This is a genomic window from Myxococcus sp. CA056 (assembly GCF_013336715.1).
Taxonomy (GTDB): Bacteria; Myxococcota; Myxococcia; order Myxococcales; family Myxococcaceae; genus Myxococcus; species Myxococcus llanfairpwllgwyngyllgogerychwyrndrobwllllantysiliogogogochensis.
Map to the genome: position 1 here is coordinate 1,214,768 of NZ_JABUMT010000001.1, position 13,816 is coordinate 1,228,583.

Consider the following 13,816-nt stretch of genomic DNA (forward strand, 5'->3'; position numbering starts at 1 on the left):
TGCCTCCACCCTTCGGTGTGCGACGGAGCGTGCGTCCAGAACGAACAGTCAGACCCGGGCGTATGTTGGTTGGCCATGGCGGAGGGCCCGTGGGGGCGTCGGGGGAATCCCCGGGGACTGCTCTCTCGTGCTCCCATGCTGCCTCGGGGGCACAAGGACCATGTCAGCATCCCGATACGGAGACGCGCGGCACTTCGGGGCCCACGCCCCGGAGGTGGAAGAGCGGCTGGCCCTGCTGGCGGAGGCGTCGCGGGTGCTGGCCGATGCCAGCCTGGAGCCTCCCGCCGTCATGGACCGCCTGTGCGCCCTGGTGGTGCCGCTGCTCGGCGCCGCCTGCACGCTGCGGCTCTTGTCCGAGGATGGACTCTGGCTGCGCACCGTGGCCTCGGCCGCCTCCACCCCCGAGGCCCGGCTGCTGTTCCAGACGCTCAGCCCTCCCGCGGTGCGCGCGGACGAAGGCCCTTCCCATGAGGTGCTGCGCACGGGCGAGGCGCTGTGGGTGCCCGACTCGGACCCGAAGGAGCTGCGCCGCCTGGTGCCCCCGCAGCAGCATGGGCTGCTGGAGGATTTCCCCTTCACCCGGCTGATGGTGCTGCCGCTGCGCGCGCGCGGACGGAGCCTGGGCACCCTCACCGTGTGGAAGGACCCGGCCGCGGCGCAGCCCGTCGAGGCCGGAGAGCAGTTGCTGCTCCAGGAGCTGGCGGACCGCGCCGCGCTCGCGCTGGACATCGCGCGCCTGTACGCGGCGGAGAAGCAGGCCCGGCAGGCGGCGGAGGTCGCCGCGGGTCGCCTGGCGAGACTCCAGCGGGTGACGGCGGAGCTGTCCCAGGTGCTCTCGGCGGAGCGCGTGGCGGAGGTCATCGTCGAGCAGGGCGTGGAGGCGGTGGGCGCGGCGCGCGGCGCGCTGTGGCGACTGGAGGCCGGGAACGCGCGGCTCCTGAGGTGCACGGGCTACGAGGACCCCCGGTCCTTCATGGAGGCCTTCGGTGTGCTGCCCCTGGAGGGACGCACACCCATGACGGAGGCGCTGCTGGAGGCGCGCCCGGTGTGGCTGGAGTCACCCGAGGAGCTGTCGGACCGCTATCCCGAGGTGGACGAGCAACGTCACCGCGTGGTGCGCAAGCCCGCGCCCGCGTCGGTGTGCCTGCCGCTGCTCGTGGAGGGCCGCGCGCTGGGGGTGCTGCTGTTCGCCTTCTCCGAGGCGCGCGTCTTCGACCCGGACGAGCGCGCCTTCCTGGAGCTCCTGGCCCACCACGGCGGGCAGGCGGTGGCGCGAGCGCGACTGCTGGAGCAGGAGCAGCGCTCCCGCGCGGAGCTGGCCGAGGCCAACGAGCGCCTGGCGGCCATCATCCAGGCCTCCCCCGCCTCCATCCTCCTGGTGGACATGGACGGCACGGTGCGGATGTGGAACCCGGCCGCGGAGCGCATCTTCGGGTGGAAGGCGGAGGAGGTGCTCGGCACCGTGCTGCCGGTGGTGCCCGAGGGCAAACAAGACGAGTTCCGCCGCAACCTCGAGAAGGCCGGCCGGGGCGAGTCGCTGGGCGGCGCGGTGATGCACCGCAAGCGCAAGGACGGCACGCCGCTGCAGGTGGCGCTGTGGACGGCGCTGGTGCAGCCCGCCGCCGGCGGCCCGGAGCAGGTGCTGAGCATGGCGGTGGACGTCACCGAGCGGCAGCGCAGCGAGGCCGCGCAGCGCTTCCTCGCCGAGGCGGGGGGAGTCCTCGCCACGAGCCTGGAGCAGGAGGAGACGCTGGAGCGCGTGGCGCAGCTGGCGGTGCCGTCCTACGCGGAGTGCTGCGGCCTGTTCCTCGCGGACGAGGACGGCGCGGTGAAGTGCGTGGCCGCGGCCCATGCGAGCGCGGAGTATCACGCGATGGACGGACAGCCCTCGCCAGGCCTGCTCGTCGTCGCCCGGGTGGTGGCCTCCGGCGAGGCGGAGCTGCGCACGGGGCTGAGCGAGGACGCGCCGGAGTGCGTGCGTCCCCCCGACGCGGGTGGCTGCTTCGCGTGGCTGTGCGTGCCGCTCCAGGTGCGGGGACAGACGCTGGGGGCGCTGAGCTTCGTCACCTCTCGGCGGGACTACGACGCGCAAGACCTGGCGCTGGCGCAGGAGCTGGCCCGCCGCGCGGCGCTCGCCATCGACAACGCGCGCCTGTACCGCGAGGCGCGTCAGGCCATCCGGCTGCGCGAGGAGTTCCTCTCCATCGCCAGCCACGAGCTGAAGACGCCCATCAGCGCGCTGCAGCTCCAGGTGCACAGTCTGCTCACGAGCCTGAAGCGCTCCCCCTCTGGCGTGACGCCGGAGCGACTGGAGCGCGCGCTGGGCGTCGTGGACCGACAGGTGAAGCGGCAGACGCGGCTCATCCATGAGCTCCTGGACGTGTCCCGCATCAGCGCCGGGCGCCTGGAGCTGAGCCCGGAGCCGTTGGACCTGGTCATGCTGGTGCGCGAGGTGGTGGAGCGCTTCGAGCCGGAGCTGGAGCGCACGGGCACTCGACTGGAATTGCAGCTGGCGCCGGAAGCAGCGGGGCTCTGGGACAAGTTGCGAATCGACCAGGTGCTGACGAATCTGGTGAGCAACGCGGTGAAGTACGGGCGCGGCAACCCGGTCCTCGTGGTGATGACGACGGGCGAGGCCACGGTGCGCTTGGAGGTGCGCGACGGTGGCATCGGCATTGGCGAGGAGCACGTGTCGCGGCTGTTCCACCGCTTCGAGCGCGCCGTGTCCGAACGCAACTACGGCGGCTTCGGCCTGGGCCTGTGGATTTCGCGCCAGATTGTGGAGGCGATGGGCGGCCACATCACCGTGCGCAGCGAGCTGGGCGTGGGCTCCACCTTCTCCGTGGAGCTGCCACGCACGCGCGGCTGAGGCCGCGCCCCGGACTCACAACGCCAGCAGCAACAGGGTGACCTTCTCCTCGGGGCTCGCCGCGAGGAACTCGTCCGGCAGCCAGACCTCCGACTCGGGCACCGTCGCCATGTCGCAACTGCGCTTGCCCGCGTACGAGCGCCCCGGCTCCCGCGCCTTCAGCCGGTACGTGCAGTCCCGAATGTAGATTTTCATCTCGTCCGGGGTGAGCTTCACGCTCGCCGGACGCCCACCAAAGCCGCCCTCGGCCTCCAGCGTGTCGCCGTCCCGCTTCACCTTGAGGTTCACCAGGGCGCTGCCCAGCGAGCCCCTCACCTCGCCGTCCTTGAGCTTCACGTCCACGACGCCCAGGTACGTCCGCCCCCGCAGGCCACCGGGCGTCCGCGCGACCTGGAAGTCCTGGCCCGTCACCTCGTCGGCCGTCATCACCAGGTTGTACTGCTCACGAGCGATTCGCAGGTTGATGGCGTCCTGCTTGGGCGCGGACACCGCGGCCCCCGCCCCCAACACCACCGCCGCCACCAGCACACCCCGCCGCAGCGGGCTCAGAAAGCGTTTCATCGGGAAAGCTCCTTGGCCTGGATGACCAGTCCATGAACGTCACTCTGTGCACCGCATACCGCGACGCCATGCGCCGTGACGCAACCCCCCGGATTTGCATTCAACGCGAGCAGCCACCCGGCCTGCTCGCTCCTCCCCCAGGGGTACGCCTGTGTCACCCCTCGCCTACTTCGTGCCCGTGGCCTCGGGACTCCTGGGCGCGCCCAGGTGCTTCTCGAAGAACATCATCGTCGTCATCTGCGCGGAGTCGCGGTTGGCCTTCTTCTGGAAGCCGTGGCCCTCGTCGGTGGCCAGCATGTACCAGACGTCCGGTGAGCGCTGGCGCACCGCCTGGACAATCTGCTCCGCCTCCGACTGCGGCACGCGCGGGTCATTGGCTCCCTGCTGCACGTAGAGCGCCGCGCGAATCCTGGCCACCGAACCCAAGGGGGAGATGCGCTCCTGCACCTTGCGCACCGCCGGGTCTCGCTCGTCGCCGTACTCCGCGCGCCGCAAGTCACGTCGGTACGCCTGCGTGTTCTCCAGGAAGCTGGGCAGCGAGGAGATGCCCACCACGTCCACCGCCGCCTTGAATCGCTCCGGATAGAAGGCCACCGACGCCAGCGTCATGTAGCCGCCGTAGGAGCCGCCGGAGACGCCCACGCGCGAGGCATCCAGCTCCTTGCGCGAGGCGATGAAGTCCAGCGTCGCGCCGATGTCCGCGAGGCTCTGCTCGCGCTTCACGCCGTCATCCATGGCCCGGTACGCCTTGCCGTAACCCTCCGAGCCGCGCACGTTGGGCACCAGCACCGCCATGCCCAGCTCCGTCGTGGCGAACTGCGCGAAGGTGCTGAACAAGGGCAGGCTCTGCCCCTCCGGGCCTCCGTGGAAGCTGACGATGACGGGCACCTTCCCCGTCGCGCCACGGGGCAGGTAGAGGAACGCCGGCACCTGCACGCCGTCCGTGGACGGGTAGCGCACCAGCACCGGCTCCACGAAGGTGTTCGTGTCCAACCCGCCCACCTCCGAGCGCGTCCACCGCGTCGGCTTGCGCGACTTCAAGTCCACCGTCCACACGTCCATGGGGCTCTTCGCGTCCCCCACCGTCAGGGCCAACAGGTCCGAGCGCTTCAGCGGGAAGCTGATGCCGAACGCCACGCCCTTCGGCAGCGAGTCCAGAGGCGCCAAGGCCTTCGTACGCGTATCCAGCAGCGACACCTTGGTGAAGCCGTCTTCGTTGAAGGCGACCGCCAGCTTGCGGCCATCCGGCGACAGGGCCAGGTCCGTCACGTTCCACTTCACGGCCTTCGTCAGCGACTCCGGCGCGGAGGTGAGCGGCGCCTTGTCCAGGTCCACCCGATACAGCTCCGCGAAGTCGCTGTAGCGGTCCGTCGCCAGGTACACGCTCTTGCCGTCATGGGCGAAGACGACGGAGGTGATGCCGCCCTTGCCCTCCTGGGGCGTGATTCGCTGACGCGCGCCGGAGGCCACGTCCACCACGTACAGGTCCGCGTCGTCGACGGCGCGCTCCTGCGCCACCAGCAGCTTCGCGCCGTCGTTCGAGAACGCTATCGGCGCCCAGGAGCCCTCCAGCTCCGTGAGGCGACGGGCCTGACGCGGCTGCGCGGTGGGCGCCACGTACACGTCCGTGTCCTTGCCATTGCGGCCCGTGCCGCCGTACGCCAGCCACCGCCCATCCTGGGAGACCTTCACGTCCGAGTGCCGGCTCTTCCCATCCGTCAGCAGCTCCGAGCGCCCCGTGCGCCGGTCCAACCGGAACACCTGGAAGAACTCCCCACCGCCCTTGTCCTGCAGGAAGTAGATGACGTTCGAGTCACCGGGCTGGAAGAGCGCCCTGTTGATGGGCTCCCTGGCGAAGGTGAGCTGCGTGCGCGCGCCCATGGGCATCTCCACCAGGTGGAGTTGGTTGGTGTCCGCGAAGCGCGTGGTGATGAGCAACTGCTTGCCGTCATCACTGGTGTCCAGGAGCGCCGCGGAGCGGGCCTCCAGGTACTGCTCCATTCGCTGACGGAGCGCCTCCGGCACCGTCGGCACGTTGCTCACCCACAGGTTCGGCTGGCCGGGCAGTGGTGCGATTCCTGGCACCTGCGAGGGCTTGCTGGCGGAGGCCTGGGCCTTGGGGGCCTGTGCCGCCGGAGCGGGCGCGGGCGCCTGCGCGGCGAGCAGGGACACGACGAGAGGAAGCAGTCCAGGGTTCATGGTGCGCGCACGCTAGCAGCAGCGCTCCGGCTGTCGCGCCCGCGCCGCGTCATTCCACATCCGGACCGGCGACTGCTCGCGGGTGGACAGTCATCCGACGCACCGTGCCGGACACACGGTACCAACCAGGTTTCACGGCTCGTTCCGTAAGGGCCCTCCGAAGACACGGTCGCGCTCCCCATGGGCGACGGCCACACCCCTGGAGTGGAACATGACGAAGAGCCCTTGGAGTCGTCATCGCAGCCTCACTGCGGCGCTCGCCGCCACGCTGTCCACGCTCGTGGCCTGCGGCGAGGACGAGACGCCGCCCGACCAGACGCCGTCCAACCAGGCGAAGCTGCGCGTCATCCACGCCTCATCGGACGCCCCCGCCGTGGACATCTACGCGGAAGGCCAGTCCACGCCCCTCTTCACCAACGTGAAGTACGGCGACGCCACCGCCTACGCCACCGTGCCGGCGGGCACGTACAACGTCCAGGTGCGCGCGGCGGGCGCCCTGGCCTCGTCCGCGCCCGTCTACTCCACCGGGCCGCTCGTGCTCGGCACGGGCCACACCGTGAGCGCGGTGGCCGCGGGGCTGCTCGCCTCCACCGACGCGACGAGCGCCTTCCGCGTGCTGCCCCTCACCGAGGGCTTCAACCCTCCCGCCGACGGCAAGACGCGGGTGCGCATCGTCCACGCGGGCGCGGACGCGCCCACCGTCTCCATCGACGTGGGGGATGACGGCTCCTCTGAAATCACCGGCCTGCAGCGCTTCCAGGACACAGGGGCCACGGGCGTGGAGCTGCCCTCCGGACAGGCGCTCCAGGTGGGCATCCGCGCGGCCAACCAGCGGGTGACGGCCTTCACCGTGCCCGCCCTGCCCTCGCGTGGGGAGGTGTTCGTCATCGCCACCGGACAGCTTTCCCAGAAGCCGAGCGCCGCGGGGGGCTTCGGCCTGCTGGCCGCGGGTGTCGGACTGGTCCGCCAGAATCCCGTCGTCTATGCGCTTCACGCTTCGCCGGACGCGCCCGCCGTGGACCTCTTCCTGGGCAACACGGAACTTGTGAACAACCTCGCCTTCGGCCAGCTCTCGGCTTCCCTCCAGGTGCCTCCTGGCAGCTACACGCTGGACTTCTTCGCCTCCGTGCACGGCGGCACGCGTCCCGCGGGTGCCCCCGTCGCCTCCCGGACCACGCCCGCGCTGGTCGCCGGGGAGTCCTATCTGACGGTGGCATCGGGCTTCCTCAGTCAGGACCTGGCGGACCCGACGGGCGCCCCCTTCGAGCTGCTCGCGTTCTCCGAAGGCTTCACCGCCGATGCGAGCAACGTGCGGCTGCGGCTGGTGCATGCCTCGCCCGACGCGCCGATGGTGGACGTGTCCCCACTGGAGGGTGGGCTCGTCCCGGCGCACGCGGCCTACAACGACGTTCCCTATCGACTCGCCTCCGCGCCGGAGGGCCTGTCGCTGCCCGACCTCAAGGTGTACGTGGGCGTGGCGGCCTCGGCGGCGTCCAGTCGCTCGCCGACGGCGCGCTTCCAGGTGCCCTTCGGGTTCTTCGCGGGCCGGGGCGTCTTCGCGGTGGCCGCGGGCGCCCTCTCCCCCAGGCCTGGCATCGATGCGGGCTTCCGGCTGGTGACGGTGGACACGAGCACTTCACCGTGGAGCGCACTCAATCTCTTCCCGCTGCCGTAACGTTCCCCTGGCTCATTCGTTCAAGAAATACCCTGTTCAAAGGGCGGGCGCCGCGGAGCCATTTTCTCCGCGGCACCCGCCTGTCTCTTTTCTTGAGAGTCGAGCCCCATGAAGCGTCGCGTTGGCCTCCTCGTGCTGCTCCTCGCGTCGACCAGCGCGTGCTTGGACCCCATCCGGAGCACCACGGCCGAGGACTGCGACGAGGACGTCGCCGCGTGCCCCGACACCGACACCGAGCAGCGGGGCCTGGCCCGGCAGGTGTCGGTGGGCAGCCAGCATGCATGCGCGCTGCTGGAGACGGGCGGCGTGCGGTGCTGGGGCGGAGTCGGGCTGGTGGGGGATGGGACGCGCGCGCTGCGGGCCCAGGCGGTGGACGTGCGGGGGCTGGGCTCGGGCGTGCTCGCGCTCGCCGTCGGGGGACAACACACCTGCGTGGTGGTGGAGGGGGGCACCGTGCGCTGCTGGGGGGACAACTCCCTGGCACAGCTCGGCAACAACACCACGATGGCCGCACTGGAGCCGGTGGATGTGCCGGGCGCGGGCACCAACGCGGTGACCGTGGTGGCGGGGCTGGGGCACTCCTGCTCGCTGCACGCGGGGGGACAGGTGATGTGCTGGGGCGAGAACAACTTCTTCCAGCTCGGCGGAGCGTTCGCGGGGAAGGCGCCCAGGCCCGTGCCCGTGCTGGGGCTCCCCGCCAACCTCACGGTGCTCGCGTCGGGCGCCAACCACACCTGCGCCGCCACCGCCGATGGAGAGGCGTGGTGCTGGGGTGACAACACGTACGGAGCGCTGGGCACGGGCCTCGCCAATCCCACGCCCGAGCCTGGGGCGGTGCGGGTGAGGGGCGTGAGCGGGCCGGTGCGCGCGCTGACGGCGGGCCTGAGCCACACCTGCGCGCGCGTGGGCATGGGCGACCTCGAGTGCTGGGGATTCAATCGCGAAGGGCAGCTGGGGGATGACACCGCGCTGGACAGCGTCACGCCGGTGCGGCCGGTGGGGCTGTCGTCGACCATGCGGCAGGTGCGCGCGGGCAATTCCTTCACCTGCGCGCTGGACGCGGAAGGTCGCGTGCGGTGCTGGGGACTCAATGGCGACGGACAGCTGGGGGATGGAACACGCATCCGCCGCGCGGCGCCCGTGGAGGTCACGGCCCTGGGCGACGACGTCGTGGACCTGTCGGCCGGAGCGACGAGCACCTGCGCGGTGATGCGGGATGGACAGGTGCGGTGCTGGGGCGCCAACGCCTTGGGCCAGTTGGGTGATGGGACGCAGTCGGACCGCGTGGAGCCGGCCGTGGTCCAGGGGCTTGGGGCCCCCTGAGAGGGAGGACGGCATGTCACTGTTGAGGGAAGACCCGCTGTTGCTGGAGGCCTTTCGCCGGGGAGAGCCGGGGGCGTTGACCCGCGTGTACCGGGCCTACTCCGGGCACGTGGCGCGGTTCCTGTCGCGCACGTACGTGTCGCGCGGACCTGGGGGCCTGGCGCGCGTGGGGCCGTTGGATTTGGAGGCCGCGCACCAGGAGACCTTCGTGCGTGCCTTCCGCGAGCAGGCCCGGCTCACGTATGACGGCGTGCGGCCGTACTCCATCTGGCTCAACGCGCTGGCGCGGCAGGCGGCGGTGGATGTGCTGAGGGCAGCGGGGCGCATCGCTCGCGAGGCGGTGGCGCTGGATGACACGCCGACGGCGGAGCGGCTGGCCAGCAACGCACCTTCGCCCGAGGACCGCGCGCTGGAAGCAGAGACGCGCGAATTGGTGCACCGCTTCCTCGCGGGACTCGACGAGGCGACCCGTCGTCTCGCGGACCTGCGCTTCGTGCAGGGCCTGTCCCAGGAGCGCGCGGGGCTGGTGCTGGGATTGTCCCGACAGGAGCTGCGGACGCGCGAGACGAAGCTGCGCCGCGCGATGACCGACTTCCTCCTCAACGAAGGCTGGCTCACCGCTGACTCGCCCGATGCATTGCCCTCCGCCGCCGCCACGGCCGCGGTGCTGGCGCTCCTCTTCCCCCTCTTCGTGCCTTGATTCGAGTGAGTTTCCCCATGGCCCTGTTCACCCAGCACGTGGACCGACAGCTCGTCCACCTCGCCAACGAGGGCGTCCTGCCTCCTCGCCAGTGGAGCCGCGTGCTGCGTCATGCCCGCGGCTGCGCGCGGTGTGGAGCGCGCTACGAGCGGGTGATGAACCTGCGCCGCATGTTCGCCAGCGACACCGTCACCGTGCCCACCCCGGGGGAGCTGGCGTCGCTCGAGTCGCGCGGGCTGGCCTCGGTCCTCGCCACCGTGGAGAGGGAGTCGTCAACCGAGTCCTCGGGACAGGCAGCGCGAGCGGACCGGCTGCACAAGGACCTGGGGGAGCCGTGGAGCCTGGCGCGGAGGCTGTGGGCCCGGGTGCTTCAGGCGTGGAACTCGCCGTCGCTGGGGCATGTGGGCGGCGCGTGGGTGGTCAGCTTGATGGCGGCGGCGGGACTGCTGTGGCTGAGCCTGCCGAGCGACACGACGGAGTGGGGCGCGCGCGGCGAGGGGCAGGGCGCGACGGTGATGCGACTGTTCTGCGTGCCAGCGGAAGCGGAGCTTCGGGAGGTCCGAGGTCAGGGCGACTGTCCCGCCGGCGCGGCGCTGGCCTTCGCGGCCGGGGCACGTGCGCCCTACACGCATGTCGTGGTGACGGTGCGCACCGACAAGGGGCTGAAGGTGGAAGGACCGTTCGAGGTGAAGGCGTCTCCGGGCGCGGAGGCGGCGCTGGACCTCACGCCGAGACTGCCCGACACGGGAGAGGTGGAGCTGACCGCCGTGTTCGCGAGCAGCGCGTCCGACGCGCTCGCCGCCGCGCGCGGAGAACCCGTCCGAGACGTCGTACGCGTGCAGCATCGCGTCCGCATTGCGGGGAAGCCATGAGCCACCGGCTCCATCGAGACGCGGCTGTGCTCGCGGAAGGAACACCATGAGACCCAGCACGGTTCCGGTGCCCAGCGGTGTCGTCGTCCTGTGGCTCGCCTGCTGCGCGACGGTGTCCCTCGCCGAGCCGGCGACCTCATCCTCGGGGCCACCTCCGGTGCGGCGCGCCCTGGTCGTCGCCTACAACGGAAGCGACTCCCCGGGCATGCCTCCCCTGCGCTACGCGGACGATGACGGCGTGCGCTGGATGGAGACACTCCAGCGGCTGGGCGTAGAGGTGGTGCTGCTCACCGTCGCCGATGCCGACACCGCCGAGGCGGAGCGTGAGCGACTGACCGGGGTGCGCGTGCCCACGCTCGCCGCGCTCGACGAAGCCGTGGCGGCGCTGGCCCAGCTCAACGCGGCGGACCGCGCCGCCGGACGCACCGTGGACTTCCTGTTCGTCTACGTGGGCCATGGGCGCACCGGTGAGTCCGCGCGCGCCTACCTCACGCTCGCCGACGGCCGGCTGGACCAGGAGGGCCTGTACACCCGGGTCGTGGAGCGACTCGAGGCGGACTATGTCCACCTGCTGGTGGATGCCTGCCACGCGGCTGGCGTCGTGGGCAGCCGGGGCGCCGACCCGCTGGTGCTCCGCAGGTTGCGACGCGCGCTGGAGCAGGAGCAACTCGCGGGCCACCCCAGCGTGGGCGCCATCTTCGCGGAGAGCAACGAAGGCGAGACGCATGAGTGGTCTCGCATCCGCGCGGGTGTCTTCAGCCATGCGGCGCGCTCGGCGCTGCTGGGTGGCGCGGACGTCAACGGTGACGGGCAGGTCGAGTACAGCGAGCTCGACGCCTTCGTCGCCGCCGCCATCCGGGGCGTGAAATCTCCGCAGGCGAGGCTCGCGCTGCGCACCTTCCCGCCGATGCTCAATCCCTCGCGCGCGCTCATCGGCCCCATTCCAGAGGGTCCCCGCCTCGACCTGCCGGCGACGCCCGGGGGCGCGCGCATCTCCGTGGAGGACACGAATGGCGTGCGCCTCGCGGATGCGCATCAGTCCGAGGGAGAGCCCCTGGTCCTCGCGTTGCCGAAACGCGACGCGTACTGGTTGCGTACGCCCGGGGGTGAGGCCCGGGTGCGGCTCGCGGACCTGAAGGCCAGACGACTGCCCCGCCCCTCTCCTCCCGAGGTGGCCCAGCGCGGCGCGGCCGAGGAGAGTCTGCTCCAGGGCCTCTTCGCCCTCCCCTTCGGACGCGATTTCTACGAGGGCTATGTCGCTTCGGCGGGAGGGCCCATCGTGGACTTCTCCAATCCGGTGACACCCGGGGACCCATCGAGCCTGCCGCACTCACTGGGGCTGGAGGTGGGCCTCACGCTCGGCGCTCCGCCACTGGGAGGTCGTGGTGTGGCACGCGGACTGTCGCTGGCCTGGCGCGTGCCGGGCCCTGGCATCGTCCGGTGGGGCGCGCGGGCCAGCTACTCGCTCGCACCGGATGCGTGGGTGGACAACACCACGCTTCAGCGCGTGTCCGTACTGGCCATGGGCGGACTGAACGGCCGAGGCACGCTGGCCCCGTTCGCGGAGGTGGGCGTGGGCTGGTTGATGACGGTGGTGGACAAGCCCGGCCGCAGAGAAGGCGACTCGCTGGGTCTGTCCGCGCGCGCCGCCGCGGGCCTGCGCTGGAGGGCGGGCGACTTCGCCGTGCGAGGCGCGCTGGGCATGGACCTCGACGGTGTCCGGGTGGATGGGCACCGTCGCGGACACTGGATTCCCAGCGTGGAGTTGGGGCTGGAGCGCTGAGCGACTCACCGTCCACGCGGTGCGCGGCACGCTGTGAACGCCGTTGACAGTGGCGCCCTCGCGCCCGCTCAAGTCCCTGGAATCAGGCCCGTGCACCCCTGGCAGGGCGCTTGCGTTGGACCCGCTCCGAAAGGGGCGGCACATGAACGCGGATATCACGGGGTGGGGCGAGGCACGGTGGGACGCGGGCAAGGTGCTCCGGTGGAGCCTTCTCCACCTGGGCGCACTCATCGGCGGCGCGCTGTACTTCTCGTGGAGCGCGGTCGCGGTGTTCGCCGTGCTCACGGGGGTGACCATGTGCCTGGGCGTCTCGGTGGGCATCCACCGCGGCCTCATCCACCGGGCCTTCCGCGCACCGCGCACGGTGGAGCGGACGCTGGGCCTCATCGGCACGTTGGCGGGGCTCGGCGGCGCCCTCGGCATGAGCCGCATGCACCACCTGCGCGACTTCCACCAGAACCAACCCGAGGCCGACTGCCCCGAATACTTCGGCTACCGCGACGGCTTCCTCAGCGCGATGACCCACGCCCTCTTCCGCACGTGGCACGCACGAGACGCGAGCGTCTATCCCGCCGTGGACGCCGACCTGGAGCACGACGCCTTCTTCATCGCCCTGGAGCGCGCCGGCCTCTGGCTCCAGGTGCCCCTCGCGCTCGCGCTGTACGCGGTAGGCGGTCCCGCGTGGGTGGTCTGGGGTGTCTTCGTGCGACTGGCGCTCACGCAGGATGGCTTCTGGTTCGTCCACTACGTGAGCCACGTGGAGGGAGACCAGCCCTACGCGATGCCCGGGTGCGCGGAGCAGGGACGCAACGCGGGCTGGCTCGCCCTCGTGAGCATGGGTGAGTCGTGGCACAACAACCACCACGCCTACCCGAGCTCGGCCCGGATGGGCTTCGGCTGGCGACAGCCGGACCCGGGCTGGTGGACGGTGAAGGCCCTGGCCACGCTAGGCCTCGTGCATGACGTGAAGACGATGGGGAACCTGCCGCTTCGCCCCGGAGCGCACCGACGCCCCGGCCCCCGAAAACACCCGCGCAGGTGCCTCCGCCGACGCGACGGCGCGCACGGCATGCCTGTGTAGCGCCACGCGACGGCTCAGAAGGCCCAGCCCAGCGACAACGCCAGCCGCTCGTCAATCACCCACGAGCGCCCTTCGTTCGACTGCTCGCCCACGGGGAACAGCCCTTCGTACCCGGGCTTGGCCGTGACGTTGCTCGTGTACTGACTCGAATCATGCCGGGCCTCCGCGCCCACGCCCGCCTGCACCGCGAGGCCTCGCCCGAGGATGACGGTGTAGCCCAGCATCGCCGTCGCACCGAAGCTCCAGATGCGCTGCTCGTTGTCGTTGAGACTCGCCTGTCCTTCTATCTCGAAGCGGCGCCACGAACGGGTGACCTCCAATCCCGGCGACACCCACAGCCCCTCGGGCGCGTCTCCCACGAGGAAGAAGCGGGCCCGGGGACCGACACCCAGGACGAAGGTGGAGCTGCCTGCCTCGTTCTCCCGCTCCCCTGACACCAGGGAGTCGGACCAACCCTTCTGCTGGGTGAACCCGGTGCGCAGCCCCAGGCCCACCGACACGCGGGGACTCACCACCCGCTCTCCCTCCAGCGTCACCACGCCCAGCTCATCGGGAGTGACGGAGACTCCCAGCACCGTCTTGCGCGCGGGCGAGACGGACGGTCCGGCGCTCAGCTCCTGGGCGTGAGCGGCAACGGATGACAGCAACGTCAGACACAGCATGTGAATGGGCTTCATGTTTGGACATCCCCCAATGACGTCCCTGGCACGCTCGTCCAGCGACCCACTCCCCTTGTGCAATGGGCGTGCACAA

10 protein-coding genes are annotated in these 13,816 nt (G+C 71.2%); 7 read left to right on the forward strand and 3 right to left on the reverse strand.

Going from position 1 to position 13,816, the window contains the following annotated elements; all coding sequences use genetic code 11:
* The first annotated feature begins 160 nt into the window (after positions 1–160).
* Positions 161–2,869: a GAF domain-containing protein gene (locus HUA76_RS05010; protein ID WP_174460124.1), complete on the forward strand. Its 2,709-nt coding sequence runs from the start codon at positions 161–163 to the stop codon at positions 2,867–2,869.
* A 15-nt stretch (positions 2,870–2,884) separates the two neighbouring features.
* Here HUA76_RS05010 and HUA76_RS05015 read toward each other — a convergent pair whose 3' ends face one another.
* Together HUA76_RS05015 and HUA76_RS05020 are read right to left on the reverse strand one after the other, a co-directional pair.
* Positions 2,885–3,430, reverse strand: coding sequence for a hypothetical protein (locus HUA76_RS05015; RefSeq protein ID WP_141644048.1), 546 nt, complete (start codon positions 3,428–3,430; stop codon positions 2,885–2,887).
* Between the two features lie 165 nt (positions 3,431–3,595).
* Entirely contained in the window at positions 3,596–5,629 is a 2,034-nt protein-coding gene (locus HUA76_RS05020; protein WP_174460125.1) for an alpha/beta fold hydrolase, read from the reverse strand.
* Between the two features lie 211 nt (positions 5,630–5,840).
* Between HUA76_RS05020 and HUA76_RS05025 the strand changes: the two genes are divergently transcribed.
* The 6 genes from HUA76_RS05025 (at position 5,841) to HUA76_RS05050 (ending at position 13,063) form a co-directional block, all read left to right on the forward strand.
* Positions 5,841–7,304 carry a DUF4397 domain-containing protein gene (locus HUA76_RS05025; RefSeq protein WP_174457064.1) on the forward strand — a complete coding sequence of 488 codons (1,464 nt, stop codon included), beginning with the start codon at positions 5,841–5,843 and terminating at the stop codon, positions 7,302–7,304.
* 108 nt (positions 7,305–7,412) lie between these two features.
* Positions 7,413–8,627 (forward strand): chromosome condensation regulator RCC1, encoded by a 1,215-nt coding sequence (locus HUA76_RS05030; RefSeq protein ID WP_174460126.1) that lies wholly within the window; start codon positions 7,413–7,415, stop codon positions 8,625–8,627.
* A gap of 13 nt (positions 8,628–8,640) precedes the next feature.
* Complete coding sequence (locus HUA76_RS05035) at positions 8,641–9,327, forward strand: RNA polymerase sigma factor (RefSeq protein WP_174457066.1); 687 nt, start codon at positions 8,641–8,643, stop codon at positions 9,325–9,327.
* Between the two features lie 17 nt (positions 9,328–9,344).
* Positions 9,345–10,199, forward strand: coding sequence for a hypothetical protein (locus HUA76_RS05040; RefSeq protein ID WP_174460127.1), 855 nt, complete (start codon positions 9,345–9,347; stop codon positions 10,197–10,199).
* 46 nt (positions 10,200–10,245) lie between these two features.
* The gene (locus HUA76_RS05045) at positions 10,246–11,982 is read left to right on the forward strand and encodes a caspase family protein (protein ID WP_174460128.1); all 1,737 of its coding nucleotides are present in this window, start codon (positions 10,246–10,248) and stop codon (positions 11,980–11,982) included.
* 142 nt (positions 11,983–12,124) lie between these two features.
* On the forward strand, positions 12,125–13,063 hold the full coding sequence (locus tag HUA76_RS05050; RefSeq protein ID WP_174460129.1) for an acyl-CoA desaturase: 939 nt from the start codon (positions 12,125–12,127) through the stop codon (positions 13,061–13,063).
* Positions 13,064–13,077: 14 nt separating this feature from the next.
* On the opposite strand, the gene HUA76_RS05055 is transcribed toward HUA76_RS05050, so the two are convergent.
* Positions 13,078–13,740 (reverse strand): hypothetical protein, encoded by a 663-nt coding sequence (locus tag HUA76_RS05055; protein WP_174460130.1) that lies wholly within the window; start codon positions 13,738–13,740, stop codon positions 13,078–13,080.
* Between the last annotated feature and the right edge of the window lie 76 nt (positions 13,741–13,816).